The sequence below is a fragment of the Caballeronia sp. AZ10_KS36 genome, assembly GCF_023631105.1.
GTDB lineage: Bacteria > Pseudomonadota > Gammaproteobacteria > Burkholderiales > Burkholderiaceae > Caballeronia.
Genome location: NZ_JALQDQ010000016.1, coordinates 143,710 through 159,137, shown reverse-complemented (window position 1 = coordinate 159,137; position 15,428 = coordinate 143,710). Strand labels below are relative to the sequence as shown.

The following is a 15,428-nucleotide window of genomic DNA, read 5'->3' as shown; positions in this document are numbered from 1 at the left end:
TTTCATGGTCATCACGAAGGTTCGAATCAGTCATGTCACGTCTCAAGGTTCTTTACGGTTTCCACGCGGTGACGGCGCGCGTGCGGGCGGATGCCTCGTCTATCGAGGAAGTGTTGTACGACCCCACGCGGAAGGACCGGCGCATGCAGGACTTCCTGCGTGCCGCGAAGGACGCGGGCGTGCGTCTGATCGCCGCCGACGAAGGGCGTCTTTGGGGCCTCGCGGGCAATATCCAGCATCAGGGCGTCGTGGCCCGCGCGCACGACTTGCCGCTCGCGCAGAACCTCGCGGAACTGCTCGACGGCATCTCGGGAACGCCGTTGCTGCTCGTGCTCGATGGCGTCACCGACCCGCATAATCTCGGCGCATGCCTGCGCGTCGCGGACGCGGCGGGCGCGCACGCGGTCATCGCGCCGCGCGACCGCTCGGCGGGCCTGAACGCGACCGCCGCGAAAGTGGCGAGCGGCGCGGCCGAAAGCGTGCCGTACATCACGGTGACGAACCTGGCGCGCGCGCTGCGCGAACTGAAGGACGCCGGCGTCTGGGTGATCGGCACGGCAGGCGAAGCGACGGCGAGCGTCTACGAGACGAAGCTCGACGGCCCGGTGGCGATCGTCGTGGGCGCGGAAGGCGAGGGCATGCGCCGCCTCACGCGCGAAACGTGCGACGAGATCATGCATATCCCGATGGCGGGCGCGGTGGAAAGCCTGAACGTGTCGGTGGCGAGCGGGGTGTGCCTGTTCGAGGCCGTGCGGCAGAGGATGGTGAAGAAGTAAGGTGTTGCGCATGCTTCGCCTCGTCTGTCTCACGCTCGCCTGCGCTCTCGTTACCGCCTGCACCCCCACCATGCAAAACCGCGGCACCTACATCGCCGACACGCAACACCACGCGAAGAACGCCGATTCGCGCGTGCGTTTCCTCGTCATGCATTACACGGAAATCGACGAAGCGCGCTCGCTCGCCGTCCTCACGGGCGATGAGGTCAGCGTCCACTACGTCGTGCCGGACGCGCCGCGCATCGAGAACGGCGAGCCGGTCGTCTATCAACTCGTGCCCGAAGACAAGCGCGCGTGGCATGCCGGGCAGAGCTACTGGCAGGGCGCGACGGAGCTGAACGCGTCGTCCATCGGCATCGAGAACGTGAATCTCGGACCGATCGATACCCTCGCCGGCCGCACCTGGCAGCCGTATCCGCCCGCGCAGGTCGATGCGCTCGTGAAGCTCTCGCGCGACATCGTCGAGCGTTACGGCATTCCGCCGACGCGCGTGGTAGGCCATAGCGATATCGCGCCGCAGCGCAAGATCGATCCGGGTCCGCTCTTTCCGTGGCGCACGCTGTACGAGGCGGGCATCGGGGCCTGGCCCGACGACGCGACCGTCGCCGCGCATCTCGCGGGCCGCGATCCCAAAGCGCCGTGCGATGTGCGCGCGTTGCAGGAAAAGCTCAAGCGCTACGGTTACGACGTCGCCACCGACGGCATCCTCGACGAGAAGACCCGCCGCGTCTTCGGCGCGTTCCAGATGCACTTCCGGCCTTCGGACTACGCGGGCGACGCGGATGCGCAAACAGACGCCATCGCGCAGGCCTTGCTGGACAAATACTTCCCCTGACCGTTGCGTTAGACAAAAGAAGAAATGGGCGACTACTTTCTGCCGCTGCGCGCGCTCCATATGACGTGCGCGGGCCTGAGCATCGCGGGCTTCGTTTTGCGCTGGATCTGGATGCTGACGGACTCGCGCCTTCTCGCCGCGCGCGCGACCAGAATCCTGCCGCATATCGTCGATACGCTCTTGCTCGCGAGCGCGATTGCGCTCGTCGCGATCATCGGCTTCGGGCCGAACGCGGCGTGGCTGGGCGCGAAGATCGCGGGCCTCGTCGTCTACATCGTGCTCGGCACCTTCGCCCTCAAGCGCGGCCGGACGAAGGGCGCACGCGCCGTTTTCGGCGTGCTGGCGGTCATCGTGTTCGCGTTTATCGCGTCCGTCGCGCGCACGCACGATCCGCTCGGATTCCTGCACAGCATGCTCTGACCGCCTGCGCAAAAAGCCCGGGAAGGCGCGCGCGCTCCGATAAAATCGCGTTTTACCCTCACGCGCAGCACCATTTTCATGACTCAGGACGAACTCAAGCAGCGCGTCGGCCAGGCCGCGGCCGACTACGTGAACGCGCACGTGCCCGAAGGCTCGATCATCGGCGTCGGCACCGGATCGACGGCCAATTGCTTCATCGACGCGCTGGCCGCCTCGAAAGCGCGTTATCGCGGGGCCGTTTCGAGTTCGCTCGCGACGACGGCGCGGCTCGAATCGCACGGCTTCAAGGTGTTTGACCTGAACGACGTGGACACGCTGCCGGTCTACGTGGACGGCGCCGACGAGATCGACGCGAGCGGCGCGATGATCAAGGGCGGCGGCGGGGCGCTCACGCGCGAGAAGATCGTGGCGTCGGTGGCGGAGGTGTTCGTGTGCATCGCGGATGCGAGCAAGCGCGTCGACGTGATGGGCACGTTCCCGCTGCCCATCGAAGTCGTGCCGATGGCGCGCACCGCAATCGGCCGCAAGGTCACCGCGCTCGGCGGCGTGCCGATCGTGCGCGTGACGCAGGACGGCATGCCGTTCATCACGGACAACGGTAACGAGATCATCGACGTGAAGGGCCTCTCCATTACGGACCCGCGCGGACTCGAAGCGCAGATCAACGCGTGGCCGGGCGTGGTGACAGTGGGTCTGTTCGCGGCGCGCGGCGCGGACCTGTGCCTGCTCGGCACGGAGCAGGGCGTCGAGCGCATCGACTACTGAAGCGCCTGACCAAAAGCGCAACGGGCCCGGCAACGCGAGTCGCCGGGCCCGTTTTCTTTCGATGCAGCGCGCAGCTCGCTCAGTACGCGTTTCGTCCGATGAAGCCCTTGAACAGCGTCATCGCGACGATCTTGATGTCGAACCAGAACGACCAGTTGTGAATGTAGAACAGGTCGAATTTCACGCGGTTCTGCATCTTCTCGACCTTCTCGGTCGCGCCGCGATAGCCGTTCACCTGCGCCCAGCCGGTAATGCCCGGCTTGATGCGATAGCGGAACATGTAGCCGTAGACGAGATCCTTGTACAGATCGTCGTGTTCGATCGCATGCGGACGCGGCCCGACCACCGACATGTCGCCGAACAGCACGTTGATGAACTGCGGCAGTTCGTCGAGGCTCGTGCGGCGCAGGAACGCGCCGATCTTCGTCACGCGCGGGTCGTTGCGCGTCGCCTGCGTCACGTGTCCCTTCGACTCGCGATGCACGGCCATCGAACGGAACTTGTAGATCTTGAACGGCCGTCCGTCGGCGCCCTTGCGGTTTTGCGTGAAGAACACCGGCCCTTCCGATGTCGCCTTGATCGCGATCGCAATCGAAATCATGATCGGCGAGAGCGCGAGCAGCGCGGCCGCGGCAAAGCAGCGGTCGAACAGCATCTTCGGCCACATCTGCAAGGTGCTGACAGGCGACGTCGTCAGGTTGATGGTCGCAAGCCCCGCGACATCGGTCATCGAATGATTGAAGAGCGAGATGCTGCGCGTGTCCGGAATGAGCCGCAGATTCACGAAGTCGTGCCGCAGTGCATGCACGAAGCGGTAGATCGTGTGTTCCTGCGAAAGCGGCAGCGCGAGCCACACTTCGTTGATGTCCTCGGCGCGCACTTTCTCGACGAGTTCGTCGAAATCGTTGAGCACCGGCAGGCGCATGGACGCGCCGGGCCGGCTGCCGAGGCCGCTCGCATGCAGTTCTTCGTCGCCCGTCGTGTCGAGCAGACAGACGGGCGTGAAGCCTTGCTCGGGCGTGCTCGACAGATGGGCGAGCAGCGTGCGCGCGAAGCCCTGCGCGCCGACGATCGCCACCGTGCGCTGGTTAAAGCCGCGGCCGCGCATGATACGAAGGCTCGCGTACACCACGCATTTCGCGACCACGATGAGCGCGCCGGAGATCAGCGTCGAATACGTGAACCACAGCCGCGACACCGCATCCATGCGATGCAGCGTGAAGGCGAGCAGCAGCGCCGCGGCGGCCACCGTCATCCACGCGAGCGTGACGCGCGCCAGCATCATCGGAAGCGGCTTGCCGCGCCAGGCTTCGTACACGCCGAACGTCGGGAACAACAGCAATGCCAGCACGCTATTGAACGCGATCAGGAGCTTTTCGATATCGCTGAATTCGAGCGAGGAAAAGCGCATCGAATGCGCGATCACCCCGCCCGCGATGACGAAGAACACGTCCAGACAGCGCGCCGTCCAGCCGAACATATCGTGACTTTTATTGTGCATCCGTATCTCAGACACTGGAGGCCGAAGCCGTCTCCTGCGCGCGCAGACGCGGCAGCAGGCGGTCGAACTCACGTTTGACGAGGCCGTAGCATTCGCAGGCGCGCGCTTCCAGCCCTTCGCGATCCACCACCTTGATGCAGCCGCGGCTATGGTGGATGAGGCCCGCATCGTGCAGCTTGCCGGCCGCTTCGGTCACGCCTTCGCGGCGCACGCCGAGCATGTCGGCAATCAGCTGCTGCGTGACTTGCAGTTCGTTCGACGCGGTGCGGTCGATTTCGATCAGGAGCCAGCGGCACAACTGCTTGTTAAGCGAATGATGACGATTACATGCTGCGGTCTGCGCGACTTGCGTGAGCAGGGCCTGCATGTAGAGGAGCATCAGGCGGCGCAGAAAGTCCGAACGTCCGAACTGTTCGCGCAGCGCCTGGGCGCTCATGCGATACGCAAAGCCCGGGCACTGCACCTGGACACGCGTGGGCATGGTTTCGCCGCCGGTCAGGACCGGCACGCCCGTCATGCCTTCGCGGCCGACTGCGGCGATTTCGACCGAGCCGCCGTCTTCCATCGTATGCAGCAAAGAAATGATGGCGGTCGTCGGGAAGTACACGTGATGAATACGTTGGCCCGAATCGCAGAGCAGTTGCTCGGTGCGGAGTTGAACCAGTTCGAGATGCGGAGTCAGAGCTTGCCACTCATGTGCCGGAAGGGCGCCGAGGAGGTGGTTGCCGTGCAGGTCGGACTGAAGGGTCAGCATGTTTGTTCTCTCGTAACTTCGCGCGTTGCGCTTCACTTTTTTCTTTACTGGTGTGATCGTTCTCCGGTCGCGTCTGTCGCGGCTATGAAAACGTCTCACACCAGCCCCGTTTAACAGCCCGTGCTCGCTTGAGTTGATTTAGTAGATCGCGTCGCTTCGGGTTGCGCGACTCTTTTAGCGAGGACTGTGCCAATGCGGCGAACGTCAATGCTGGTGGGGCCTCACTGCTCGAACCCCCACTGTGATGCGGCGCAGCGTCGTCTTTTTGTTTCAGTCTTGAACATCGGTGGTCTTAGGAATCCCCATGCGCCCGGAGGGGTATCGTCAGCGCAAACCGCTCGCGGACGGGGCCGGGCTTTGACGATCACCGTGCGATAAGCCTCAGAGGCCCGCGTCCCGCCGAGAGAACCCCTCCTTTTGTAGGGACATTGAAAATTGATTCATCTGTGTTCCATCATGTTCGTGCCCTAACGAACGCGCTGCCGCCGCAAACCCTCTTGCCTCCCGCGAGAGCCTTGCTGCACAAGGCTTTGCGCGCAGTGAAGAATGTGTTCCATGGCGATTTCGCAAACGGCTAAACGTTGCGCCCGTTGCACGAAACGGCTCGTCTGTGGGCCAGGCCGCGCCCGAATGCGTGAATCGTGCCTGCAAGTGGGCGTGACTTCGCCCACATAGGGCATGCGAGCGACCGTCTTTTCCCCCGAAAACCCCGATGTGCGTGTCAAACGTTTGCGAAAGGCGCATGGGTTCCGAGCCTTGGCCCCAGATCAGAGCGTTCCCGACGAACGTATGGAACGCGCCATTACGCAGCGCGGAAATGTTTCATCGGGGACAATAGGGTCGTGGCCGCTCGTCGCATCTCACCATGCGAGCGTGAAATGCGCATGACGCGACGGGAATCATCGCGATGTCATGCGCGTGTGGGTGACGGATACCGCGTTCGAACGATCAGCAGACGATAGACGCCAGCGTGGGCACCACGCGTTCATACGCGGCTTCCATGATGTCGAACGACGCGTCGCAGAGATCCGCTTGCCCGTTGGCAAGCGCCCGCGCGAGCCGACATTGCAGAGCCATCGCTTCGCTCGCAATCGCGCGCGCGGCCACGTGGGTCGTCACCGGAATGTCGAAGCCCTGTTCGCGCATCCATTCGAGGTAATGCGCGAGCAACTCGAAGTTGCCGCCGAGCTGACGCATCACGTGAGACGCATAAGGCCGCGCATACGCTTCCCCGCGTTCGAGCATCGTTTCGACGTGTGCGGGAAACGCGCTGCGCCAGCGCGATATGGGGTTGTGCATCGGACGGCGCAGCAGATGCGCGCACAACAGGTCCGCCGACGCTTCCGCAAGCGGTGTCCCGCCGAGCGATTCGCGCGCGCGCTTGATGAACTCGACGTGCGGGAACAGTGCTTGCCCTCGCGTTGTGCCCGTTGCACCGGTTGAAGCCGCATCGTGCGCAGCGCTGGTTCCCAGCACGCCATCGTAGTCGTCGCCGTGAAGAAGGTGATAACCGCTGTGATGAAAGTAACCGAGCCGCCGTGCGTTGGGGTCGATCACATCAATGGCGATGGTCGTCTTCACATGCTCGCGCCGATAGAAGAGCGCGCGCATGTCGGGCAAGAAGAAGGCGTCGACCTCGACGAGCACCGTATTGCCGCGGCGCGTTTGCACGAGCGCGCGTTCTTCGAGCGAGCCGAACACGGCGAGTTCGTGGACCTGCAGGCCGTAGAGTTTCTCGATGTCTTCACGCGGCGGACGGCCGAGCGTGAACTGATCGTCCTCGAAGTCCTGCGCGACCGTGTAGGCCAGCATGGCAAGCGGTTCGAGTTGATTGCCATGCAGGAGTTCGATCCACAGATCGACGGGGTCTGCGCCATCGCGCCAGATGCGTTCGGCACGATGCAGCCCATGCGCGCGATGACGTTTCGCGCGCATGCGCAAAGGATCGAGTGAAACGACGCGTGAACGACTGACGCCGGAACTCGTCATACCGCTGGTATGAAACGCGCTCATGGGCTTACCTCGGGCCTGAAAAGCCGGCAACCGATACCGCGTGCGCGCCGAAGCATTCGTGGTTTTTACCTGCGCTTTTATCGCTTTTGTTTTTATCGCTTATTGAGGCGCCGCGTTCAATGGCGGGTTGCATTGTGATTTTCCCATGAAGGTGCGCAACGACGCGAGCGCTATCGCGGCACGTGCGCGAGTCGCCCGCGTGGCGCGGGACTCGGCTGAGATGTCGTGATGGATCTCGTGAAGGCGTCCTTTTTCCCCGAAGACGCCCTCTTGTGTGGTTGACCTTATTTGACGGGGCTGCAAGCCCTGGAGTCGGTGCGCCCCCGCACTGAAAGCTTGTTTCGCGGGACGTAACGTTCAATCGTCGCAACGCCGGTGAGAAACCGGCAGCAAGGAGAACAACCAATGAATTGGAAGACCCTGGATTTCGAACAGCTCACTGCGCGCGAGCTTTATCTGATTCTGCGTGCGCGCAGTGCGGTGTTCGTCGTCGAGCAGTCGCATGTGCATCTCGATGCGGACGGCCGCGATGAAACCGGCGTGCACGTCTTCGCAACCGACGACATGACGCGCCCGATGCCGGTGCTCGCTTACGCCCGCATTCACGAAGGCGATATCGAAGATCCCGAAGTCGTCGTGGACAAAATCCTGACGAGTCCGCTGCGCCGTGGCGATGGCACCGCGCACGCGCTCATCGAACGCGTGCTCAACGTGTGCGCCGAACGTTGGCCGGGCCGCGCGGTGCGGCTCACCGCGCCCGTGAGTCTGCGCGCGTTCTACGAAGCGTTCGGCTTTCGCAAGACCGAGGGACCGTTCCTCGAACATGGCATGCCCTACATCGGTCTGACAAGAAAAAGCCGCACGGCGCGCGAAACGAGCGCCAGCAAGTCGCAGCAAGCGGGCGCCAACGCGTTCGCCAATACGTACGAACTGCTCTGAAGCGAGACGCGCGCCCCGAGTCTTTCTCGCGTGCGTCTCTGCGGTATCCGTAGCTCTTCTTCATAACGATAACGAACCGCGCGGCCGGCGCATTCACGTATGCCGGCACGCGCAACCGGCACCCTCATGCGAATAGTCCATCTCGCCAATCACGCGCAGATCATCGGCAACGGCACCGTCAACATGATGGTCGATCTCGCATGCATCGAGGCGCGCATGGGACACGACGTGGTCGTCGCTTCGTCGGGCGGCGGCTTCGAGCCGCTGTTGCGGCGTCATGGCATCACGCACATTCCTTTGCAGCAGTCGAGACAGCCCTGGCGCGTGCCCTCGATGATCGCGGGCTTCAATCGTCTCATCGATCGCTTCGATCCCGACATCGTTCACGCGCACATGATGACGGGCGCGCTCATCTCGCGTTTCGGCAGCATGCGCCGCCGCTTCGCGCTCGTGACCACCGTGCATCACGAACTCCAGAAGAGCGCGTCGCTCGTGCGCGCGGGCGACCGCATGGTCGCCGTGAGCGATGCCGTCGCGCGTACGCTGGAAGAACGCGGCATCGGGCGCGAGCGCGTATCGGTCGTGCTCAACGGCGCGGTCGGCGCGCCGCGCCTCACGTGCCGTCCGGCGGCGCGCCCCGTGCCGATGAAGCGGCCGAGCGTCGTGTGCGTCGCGGGGATGTATCGGCGAAAGGGCATCGCGGATCTTTTGAAGGCCTTCGCGATGGTGCGCGAACAAACGGCGCATCAGCGCGACTTCATCGCGGAGCCGCACCTGTATCTGATCGGCGATGGTCCCGAGCGCGAGTCGATGGAGGCGCTCGCCGCCGAACTCGGCCTGCAATCCGCTGTTCATTTCACCGGCTTCGTGACGGACCCGCGCCCTTATCTCGCGAACGCCGATGTCTTCGCGCTCTTGTCGCATCAGGACCCGTGTCCGCTCGTGATCGCCGAGGCGCGCGAAGCGGGCTGCGCCATTCTCGCGACGCGCGTGGGCGGCATTCCCGAATTGCTCGATGGCGGCGGCGCGGGCGTGCTCGTGGCGCCGGGCGATCCGGCGCAGGCCGCCGTGAAATTGCGCTGGCTCCTGCTCGATTCGCAAGCCCGCGGCCAGTACGCGTCGCGCGCGCGGGAAGACATTCAGCGGCTTTCGGTCGAAAGAGTCGGCAGCGAATACGTGGCCATCTATCAGCAGACACTCGCCGAGCGCGAGTCGATGCAACGCCGCGATCAACGCATGCACGCGAGGCGTCCGCGCGCCTCGGACGGCGCCATGTAAGCGCCCCCATACGCCGCTCGCAGCCATGCGACGGCGCTCCAAAGCGGCATTCTCATGAACTAAGCACTGCATGAGAATTTCGCGGATCGCGTCATACAATAGCCGCCCCCGCGCGAGTGAGCGTTCGCGTTCGCACAGAAAGCCTACGAGATGCTTGCTCAAATGAGTGCATGAACGGCTGACGTTTTCTGGCCGAAAAAAACACACAAATACGCCGCGCCGAGACGCCGTCATTCATCAGTTTCCCTGAGGAATGACGGCGCCCGCGCGGCGCGAGCACAGGAATTCGAGCGTACAAATGCGGCAACGCATACGGCAGCGCGTGATGCAACGCGTGATGCAACGAACAGGAACGGCGGCAAGCGAAGGCGGCTTCGATGGCGACCAAAGGGAATACCCTGTCAGGAAATTCCTCACTGGTTTTCAGCGCAACGAAGCCGCAACGTGTAGTGCGACGAATGGATGTTCGGAAATTCGTCGCCTTGGCCGCCACGGGACGCGTGAGAGCGACGCGCACAGACACACATGGGCTACGGACAGGCGGATAGGGGAGAAGCGTGATGGATGAAAACAAAGAGCGGTCGCTGGTGGCGAAGGTCATGGACGGGCTCGTATCGGGGATCGTCGAGCAGAAATACGGCGCAATACTGCCGCCGCAAGACATCCTTTCCAAAGAGTTCGACGTGAGCCGCACCGTCATGCGCGAAGCGCTCTCGATGCTGCTCGCCCGTCACATGCTGGACGTGCGGCCGAAGACCGGCACGCGCATCCGGCCGATGAGCGACTGGCGTCTCATCGACGAAGACGTGGTGTCGTGGCGTTTTCGCGCGAAGCCGGATCAGACTTTCTTGCGGGATGTAATCGAATTCCGCATGCTGATCGAGCCGCGTGCCGCCGCGCTCGCCGCTGCGCGCGCGACGCCCGACGAGATCGCCGGCATCCGCGACGCGTTCGATACGCTTTCGCGCCTTCAGGTCGGCGAGCCCGAGTATCAGGCCGCGGACGAAGTGCTGCATACGCGCATCGTGGCCGCGAGCGGCAACCAGTTCTTCCGGCAGATGACGGCCATCGTGCGCGGCGCGCTCGTGACCGTGAATCCGATCGTGGACGGCATCGAGTCCGTGCGCGAGGCGACGCTCGCGGCGCAGCGCAGCGTCGTCGAGGCGATCGAGGCGAAAGACCCGGCAGCCGCCGAACGCGCGACGCGCTCGCTCGTCGATCTCGCGGCGGAGGAAGTGGGGCGCGCGTTCTCGCTCGAACGCATGAGTCAGCCGAGCCAGCCGGTCTCGCCGCCGGACGTGAACGCGTCGGCCGGCGCCTGAGCGGTCTACACCGCGCTGTTGACGCGGAACAATTGCATCGTCCGATGAAAGCCGGGCCTCGTGCCCGGCTTTGTCGTTTCCGCGCGGCGCGATCAGGCACAATCCCCGCACGACATACATCCGGAGGCAACCTACATGGAATCGATACGCTGGGGCATCGTCGGCGCGGGGCGCATCGCGCGGCGCTTCGCCGAAAGCCTGCAACACGTCGAGGGCGCGACGCTCGCGGGCGTGTCTTCGCGTCGGCCCGAGTCGGCGCGCGCGCTCGCCGAGCCGTTCGGCGCGGCCGCGTTCGATGACTTCGACACCTTGCTCGCCAACATCGACGCGCTCTACGTCGCGACGATGCAGGACAGCCACCCGCACTATGCGTTGCGCGCGTTCGCCGCGGGCAAGCCCGTGTTATGCGAGAAGCCCGCCGCCGTGAACGCGCGCATCTTGCAGCAAATGATCGACGCGGCGCGCGGCGCGAAGGTCCTCTTCATGGAGGCGATGAAGCCGCCGTTCTACCCGCTGTATCGACGCTTGCGCGAGCATCTGCAGGCCGATCCGATCGGCGATATCGGCCTCGTGCGCGCGGGCTGCTCGATGGCGAACGTGCCGGCCGATCATCCGTCGTTTTCGCTGGAGGCGGGCGGCGGCGCGTTGCTCGATATCGGCATCTACGAAGCGTTTCTCGCCGTCGACTGGCTCGGCGAGGCGCTCGACGTGCAGACGATCGGCCGCGTCGGCGCGACGGGCGTGGATGTCTTCGCGAGTCTGAACGTGCGGCATGAGCGCGGCATCGCGCAACTGTTCTGCGGAATGGACCTGCAAGGACGCGGCGACGCGCTCATCGGCGGCACGAAAGGCACCGTGACGATTCATGAGAACTGGTGGAACCCGGCTCGCGCGACCATCGCCTATACGGACGGCCGCAAGGTGGAACTCGACGAGCCCGTCTCAGGCGGCGGCCTCAACTACGAGACCGCGCACTTCTGCGAGCTGCTGCGCGCGGGTGCCACCGAAAGCCCGGTGATGCCGCATGTCATGTCCATGCGCATGATGGCGATCATGGACGCGGCGCGGCGCGACCTGGGCGTGCGCTTTCCGTTCGAGGAAGACTGAACGAGGCTGCGCGCGCGTTAGTGCCGCCCGGGCAGCGCGAGCCGCCGTTCGAACACGCGCTGAACGACTTCCAGCACGCTGCACAGCAGCCAGTAGACCAAGGCCGCCGCCAGATAGAGCGGCAGCGGCTGATAGGTCGCCGCGATCACTTCCTGCGCGCTACGCAAAAGCTCGGTCACGGTGATGACTGACACGAGCGACGTATCCTTGATGAGACTGATGAGGCTGTTCGACAGGCTCGGCACCGCAATGCGCAGCGCCTGCGGCCCGATCACGTAGCGCAGCGTCTGCGTGCGCGAGAGGCCGAGACTGTACGCCGCGAGCCATTGCCCGCTATGAATGCCGAGGATCGCGCCGCGCATGCTTTCCGACAGATACGCCGCCACGTTCGCCGATAGCGCGATAACGCCTGCGGGCGTCGGTTCGAGCGATATGCCGAGGCTCGGCAAGCCGTAATAGATCACGAAAATTTGCACGAGGAGCGGCGTGCCGCGCATCACGCTGACGTAGACGCGCCCGATGCCGACGAGCGCGCGGTTGCGGCTGATGCCCATCAACGCCAGCACGATCGCGGCGATGAGGCCGAAGAACATCGAATACAGCGCGAACTTGATCGTCAGCAGCGCGCCTTGCGCCAGCACCGGCGCGGATTGAACCAGCAGGGAAGTGGTCGACATGAACGGGAAAACGTAAGCGGAAAGCGCGCGGCTGGAAACGAAGAGCCGGGCGGCGCGCGAAAGCGCACATCATAAACCGGGCGCGAAAAAGAGAAGGGCGGCACCGTGAGACGATGCCGCCCGATCATGCGTGCGCTCGCGTGTCTGCGTGCTTACTTCGCCGGCTTCGTCACGTCGATGCCGAACCACTTGTCGGAGATCTTCGCGAACGTGCCGTCCTGTTCGAGCTGGGTCATGGCATCGTCGATCGCCTTCGCGAACTTCGGATTGCCCTTCTTGAACGGAATGCCCGACGGATTGCCCGCGCCGACGTTCGCGCCCGTGCGCAGCGGCAACTGCGAGTTCTTGAGCAAGTACGCGAGCATCAGGCGGTCGTTGAGCGCGGCGTCCAGACGGCCGGCGGCCAGATCGCGCAGATATTCCGGCGCGCCCGGGTACGTCTTCACGTCGATGCCCGGCACCGACTTCGCCATGTCCATGTAGTTCGTGCCGAGACCGACGCCGAGCTTCTTGCCCTTCAGGTCTTCGAGCGACTTGAATTCGCGCTTGTCGTCGGCGCGCTGGATCAGCTGCGCGTTCGAGTACGTGTACGCCGGCGAGAAGTCGAGCGTTTCCTTGCGCTTGTCGGTGATGCCGACCTGGTTCACGATCACGTCGAACTTGCCTGCCTGCAGGCCCGCGATGATGCCGCTCCACTCCGTCGTGACGAACTCGGGCTTCACGCCGAGCTTGGCGGCGACGGCCTTCGCGATATCCACGTCGAACCCGACGAGCTCGCCCGACGGCGCCTTCGAATTGAACGGCGGGAACGTGCCTTCCAGACCGACGCGCAGCGTGCCGCGCTGCTTGACCTGATCGAGCAGGTCTTCTGCGTGCGCCGTGGCCGTGACCGCGGTGAACGCCGCGCCGATCAGGCTGGCGGCGACGAGCTTCTTGAGCGTGGACAGGTTCATCGTGTTGTTCTCCTCGTGTTGGCAAAGTGGCGCGCCGGTTCTTTCCGTGCCGCGCCCGATAGGTGCGGCATCATAGAGAAACTGCAACCGGCGCGTAAGATCGTTTGCTTATGTCTATATTCCCTGCGCGAGCGACTCGACGCATTCGGTGACGAGCGCCGGCCCGCGATAGATCAGCCCCGTGTAGATCTGCACGAGCGATGCGCCCGCCGCGAGCTTCGCGCGCGCATCCGCGCCGGAGAAGATGCCGCCCACGCCGATGATCGGCACTTCCGTGCCCACTTCCGCGCGCAATTTGCGGATCACTTCGTTCGATGCATCGAACACCGGACGCCCCGACAGGCCGCCCGCTTCGTCGGCGTGCGCCATGCCCGCGACGGCGGTGCGCGAAAGCGTCGTGTTGGTAGCGATCACGCCGTCGATGCGATGCGCGAGCAGGGTGCCCGCGATCGACTTGATCTGCTCGTCGTCGAGATCGGGCGCGATCTTCAGCGCGAGCGGGACGAGCTTGCCGTGCAGGTCGGACAAACGCTGCTGCTTGTCCTTGAGCGCTCCGAGCAGCGCGTCGAGTTCGCCCGCGCCCTGAAGTTGCCGCAGGTTTTTCGTGTTCGGCGACGAAATATTGATCGTCACGTAGCTCGCGAACGGATACACGCGTTCGAGACAGTACAGATAGTCTTCGGCGGCGCGCTCCATCGGCGTATCCGCGTTCTTGCCGATGTTGAGCCCGAGCACGCCGCGATAACGCGCGGCCTGCACGTTCGCGACGAACTGATCGACGCCGCCGTTGTTGAAGCCCATCCGGTTGATGAGCGCGCCCGCTTCCGGCAGACGGAAGATGCGCGGGCGCGGGTTCCCCGGCTGCGCGCGCGGCGTCACGGTGCCCACTTCGATGAAGCCGAAGCCGAGCGCCGCGAGCCCGTCGATGCACGCGCCGTCCTTGTCCAGCCCCGCCGCGAGGCCGACCGGATTTCTGAACGTGAGGCCCATCACGGTGCGCGGCGAATCGGGGCCGCGCTTGCCGAGCGCGCCGGCCAGTCCGGTGCGGCCGGCCGCGCGGAGCATGCGCAAGGTCAGGTGATGCGCGTCTTCCGCGTCCATGCGAAAAAGGCGCGAACGCGCGAGCGGGTAGAGAGAACTGAACACGGATGAGCGCCGGCGACGGCGAATTTTTTTAAGACCGCTATTTTAGCGGCTTTGCGACGTGCGCCCGGAGCCGGATGACATGGCGCGTGGACGCCGTTATTTCGGCTGGCCCGGCCCGATGCTGCGTCCCGGCATCGGCAGGGCGCCGGCCGAGTGCGTCGTTGCGGGATCGAGCACGGACCAGCGGCCATCGACGAGCCCTTCCAGCGGCCGGAAATTGGCCTTGTACGCCATCTTTTCGCTCTCGCGTATCCAGTAGCCGAGATAGACGTGCGGCAAGTCCAGGCTTCGCGCCTGCTCGATCTGCCAGAGGATGTTGAACGTGCCGTAGCTCGTCTTCGGCAGGTCGGGCTCGAAGAACGTGTACACGGACGAGAGCCCGTCGCCGAGAATGTCGATCATGCTGATCATGCGCAGCGCGCCCGGCGTATCGGGCTGGTCAGCAGAGGCCGGTTCGCGGAACTCGACGAGCCGCGAGTTGATCCGGCTTTGCAGCAGAAACTGCTCGTACTGATCGCGGCTGTCGCGGTCCATGCCGCCGCCCGCGTGCCGCGCCGACTGATAGCGCATGTAAAGCGCGTAGTGCTCTTCGTCGTAATGCAAGGGCGCCACGCTCGCAATTAGATTGCCGTGCTGCTTCCACACGCGCCGCTGCGCGCGGTTCGGCGCAAAACGCGCGACGGGCACGCGCACCGGCACGCAGGCGCGGCAGCCGTCGCAGTACGGGCGATACGTGAAGACGCCCGAGCGCCGGAAGCCCGCCTTGACGAGTTCGGTGTAGACGTCCGAGTTGATCAGGTGGCTCGGCGTCGCGACTTGCGAGCGCGCCACGCGCCCTTCCAGATAACTGCAAGGGTAAGGCGCTGTTGCATAGAATTGCAGCGCGGAAAGCGGTGACAGTGGCAGCTCGTTCGGATGTGTCACTTTGGCGGCTCTCGCAGG

General features: G+C 64.4%; 16 protein-coding genes. 8 read left to right on the top strand and 8 right to left on the bottom strand.

The features are described from left to right. Positions 1–32 precede the first annotated feature (32 nt). From rlmB to rpiA, 4 genes are all read left to right on the top strand, one after another. Complete coding sequence (rlmB, locus tag NCR35_RS09490; protein ID WP_175940483.1) at positions 33–776, top strand: 23S rRNA (guanosine(2251)-2'-O)-methyltransferase RlmB; 744 nt, start codon at positions 33–35, stop codon at positions 774–776. 10 nt (positions 777–786) lie between these two features. After that, a complete protein-coding gene (locus tag NCR35_RS09485) occupies positions 787–1,611 on the top strand; it encodes an N-acetylmuramoyl-L-alanine amidase (protein WP_250534172.1) in 825 nt (274 codons plus the stop codon). Between the two features lie 24 nt (positions 1,612–1,635). Next, on the top strand, positions 1,636–2,031 hold the full coding sequence (locus NCR35_RS09480; RefSeq protein WP_250534171.1) for a SirB2 family protein: 396 nt from the start codon (positions 1,636–1,638) through the stop codon (positions 2,029–2,031). Positions 2,032–2,109: 78 nt separating this feature from the next. Then, positions 2,110–2,796: a ribose-5-phosphate isomerase RpiA gene (rpiA, locus tag NCR35_RS09475; protein WP_244846571.1), complete on the top strand. Its 687-nt coding sequence runs from the start codon at positions 2,110–2,112 to the stop codon at positions 2,794–2,796. Between the two features lie 79 nt (positions 2,797–2,875). Here rpiA and NCR35_RS09470 read toward each other — a convergent pair whose 3' ends face one another. The 3 genes from NCR35_RS09470 to NCR35_RS09460 all read right to left on the bottom strand — a co-directional run bounded on the left by NCR35_RS09470 (position 2,876) and on the right by NCR35_RS09460 (position 6,986). Next, complete coding sequence (locus NCR35_RS09470) at positions 2,876–4,276, bottom strand: undecaprenyl-phosphate glucose phosphotransferase (protein WP_244846568.1); 1,401 nt, start codon at positions 4,274–4,276, stop codon at positions 2,876–2,878. A 28-nt stretch (positions 4,277–4,304) separates the two neighbouring features. Beyond that, entirely contained in the window at positions 4,305–5,051 is a 747-nt protein-coding gene (locus NCR35_RS09465; protein ID WP_159836384.1) for a Crp/Fnr family transcriptional regulator, read from the bottom strand. 948 nt (positions 5,052–5,999) lie between these two features. Beyond that, the gene (locus NCR35_RS09460) at positions 6,000–6,986 is read right to left on the bottom strand and encodes a DUF1839 family protein (RefSeq protein ID WP_250534170.1); all 987 of its coding nucleotides are present in this window, start codon (positions 6,984–6,986) and stop codon (positions 6,000–6,002) included. 483 nt (positions 6,987–7,469) lie between these two features. Here NCR35_RS09460 and NCR35_RS09455 point away from each other — a divergent pair, with 483 nt between their 5' ends. Next, on the top strand, positions 7,470–8,003 hold the full coding sequence (locus NCR35_RS09455; protein ID WP_244846562.1) for a GNAT family N-acetyltransferase: 534 nt from the start codon (positions 7,470–7,472) through the stop codon (positions 8,001–8,003). Between the two features lie 126 nt (positions 8,004–8,129). Beyond that, positions 8,130–9,281, top strand: a complete 1,152-nt coding sequence (locus tag NCR35_RS09450) for a glycosyltransferase family 4 protein (protein WP_250534169.1) — start codon at positions 8,130–8,132, stop codon at positions 9,279–9,281. Positions 9,282–9,372: 91 nt separating this feature from the next. Here NCR35_RS09450 and NCR35_RS09445 read toward each other — a convergent pair whose 3' ends face one another. Then, a complete protein-coding gene (locus tag NCR35_RS09445; RefSeq protein ID WP_250534168.1) occupies positions 9,373–9,882 on the bottom strand; it encodes a hypothetical protein in 510 nt (169 codons plus the stop codon). On the opposite strand from NCR35_RS09445, the gene NCR35_RS09440 reads away from it, so the two are divergent. Both NCR35_RS09440 and NCR35_RS09435 read left to right on the top strand, forming a co-directional pair. Continuing rightward, complete coding sequence (locus tag NCR35_RS09440) at positions 9,842–10,603, top strand: FadR/GntR family transcriptional regulator (protein WP_244846556.1); 762 nt, start codon at positions 9,842–9,844, stop codon at positions 10,601–10,603. The two genes, NCR35_RS09445 and NCR35_RS09440, sit on opposite strands and share 41 nt — an antisense overlap. A gap of 135 nt (positions 10,604–10,738) precedes the next feature. Further along, a complete protein-coding gene (locus tag NCR35_RS09435) occupies positions 10,739–11,710 on the top strand; it encodes a Gfo/Idh/MocA family protein (protein ID WP_250534167.1) in 972 nt (323 codons plus the stop codon). A gap of 17 nt (positions 11,711–11,727) precedes the next feature. Here NCR35_RS09435 and NCR35_RS09430 read toward each other — a convergent pair whose 3' ends face one another. From NCR35_RS09430 to NCR35_RS09415, 4 genes are all read right to left on the bottom strand, one after another. Beyond that, complete coding sequence (locus NCR35_RS09430; RefSeq protein WP_250534166.1) at positions 11,728–12,387, bottom strand: amino acid ABC transporter permease; 660 nt, start codon at positions 12,385–12,387, stop codon at positions 11,728–11,730. 152 nt (positions 12,388–12,539) lie between these two features. Further along, positions 12,540–13,340 carry a cystine ABC transporter substrate-binding protein gene (locus NCR35_RS09425; protein ID WP_250534165.1) on the bottom strand — a complete coding sequence of 267 codons (801 nt, stop codon included), beginning with the start codon at positions 13,338–13,340 and terminating at the stop codon, positions 12,540–12,542. A gap of 114 nt (positions 13,341–13,454) precedes the next feature. Beyond that, the gene (locus NCR35_RS09420) at positions 13,455–14,486 is read right to left on the bottom strand and encodes a quinone-dependent dihydroorotate dehydrogenase (protein WP_250534164.1); all 1,032 of its coding nucleotides are present in this window, start codon (positions 14,484–14,486) and stop codon (positions 13,455–13,457) included. A 96-nt stretch (positions 14,487–14,582) separates the two neighbouring features. Beyond that, positions 14,583–15,410 carry an arginyltransferase gene (locus NCR35_RS09415; RefSeq protein ID WP_250534163.1) on the bottom strand — a complete coding sequence of 276 codons (828 nt, stop codon included), beginning with the start codon at positions 15,408–15,410 and terminating at the stop codon, positions 14,583–14,585. Positions 15,411–15,428 lie beyond the last annotated feature (18 nt).

What these genes read in the sequence shown, in the direction of transcription:
- NCR35_RS09430 (WP_250534166.1), bottom strand. Translation starts at nt 12,387, where the DNA reads ATGTCGACCACTTCCCTGCTGGTTCAATCCGCGCCGGTGCTGGCGCAA.
- rpiA (WP_244846571.1), top strand. Translation starts at nt 2,110, where the DNA reads ATGACTCAGGACGAACTCAAGCAGCGCGTCGGCCAGGCCGCGGCCGAC.
- NCR35_RS09435 (WP_250534167.1), top strand. Translation starts at nt 10,739, where the DNA reads ATGGAATCGATACGCTGGGGCATCGTCGGCGCGGGGCGCATCGCGCGG.
- NCR35_RS09445 (WP_250534168.1), bottom strand. Translation starts at nt 9,882, where the DNA reads ATGACCTTCGCCACCAGCGACCGCTCTTTGTTTTCATCCATCACGCTT.
- NCR35_RS09455 (WP_244846562.1), top strand. Translation starts at nt 7,470, where the DNA reads ATGAATTGGAAGACCCTGGATTTCGAACAGCTCACTGCGCGCGAGCTT.
- NCR35_RS09485 (WP_250534172.1), top strand. Translation starts at nt 787, where the DNA reads ATGCTTCGCCTCGTCTGTCTCACGCTCGCCTGCGCTCTCGTTACCGCC.
- rlmB (WP_175940483.1), top strand. Translation starts at nt 33, where the DNA reads ATGTCACGTCTCAAGGTTCTTTACGGTTTCCACGCGGTGACGGCGCGC.
- NCR35_RS09480 (WP_250534171.1), top strand. Translation starts at nt 1,636, where the DNA reads ATGGGCGACTACTTTCTGCCGCTGCGCGCGCTCCATATGACGTGCGCG.
- NCR35_RS09460 (WP_250534170.1), bottom strand. Translation starts at nt 6,986, where the DNA reads ATGCGCGCGAAACGTCATCGCGCGCATGGGCTGCATCGTGCCGAACGC.
- NCR35_RS09425 (WP_250534165.1), bottom strand. Translation starts at nt 13,340, where the DNA reads ATGAACCTGTCCACGCTCAAGAAGCTCGTCGCCGCCAGCCTGATCGGC.
- NCR35_RS09465 (WP_159836384.1), bottom strand. Translation starts at nt 5,051, where the DNA reads ATGCTGACCCTTCAGTCCGACCTGCACGGCAACCACCTCCTCGGCGCC.
- NCR35_RS09450 (WP_250534169.1), top strand. Translation starts at nt 8,130, where the DNA reads ATGCGAATAGTCCATCTCGCCAATCACGCGCAGATCATCGGCAACGGC.
- NCR35_RS09440 (WP_244846556.1), top strand. Translation starts at nt 9,842, where the DNA reads ATGGATGAAAACAAAGAGCGGTCGCTGGTGGCGAAGGTCATGGACGGG.
- NCR35_RS09470 (WP_244846568.1), bottom strand. Translation starts at nt 4,276, where the DNA reads ATGTTCGGCTGGACGGCGCGCTGTCTGGACGTGTTCTTCGTCATCGCG.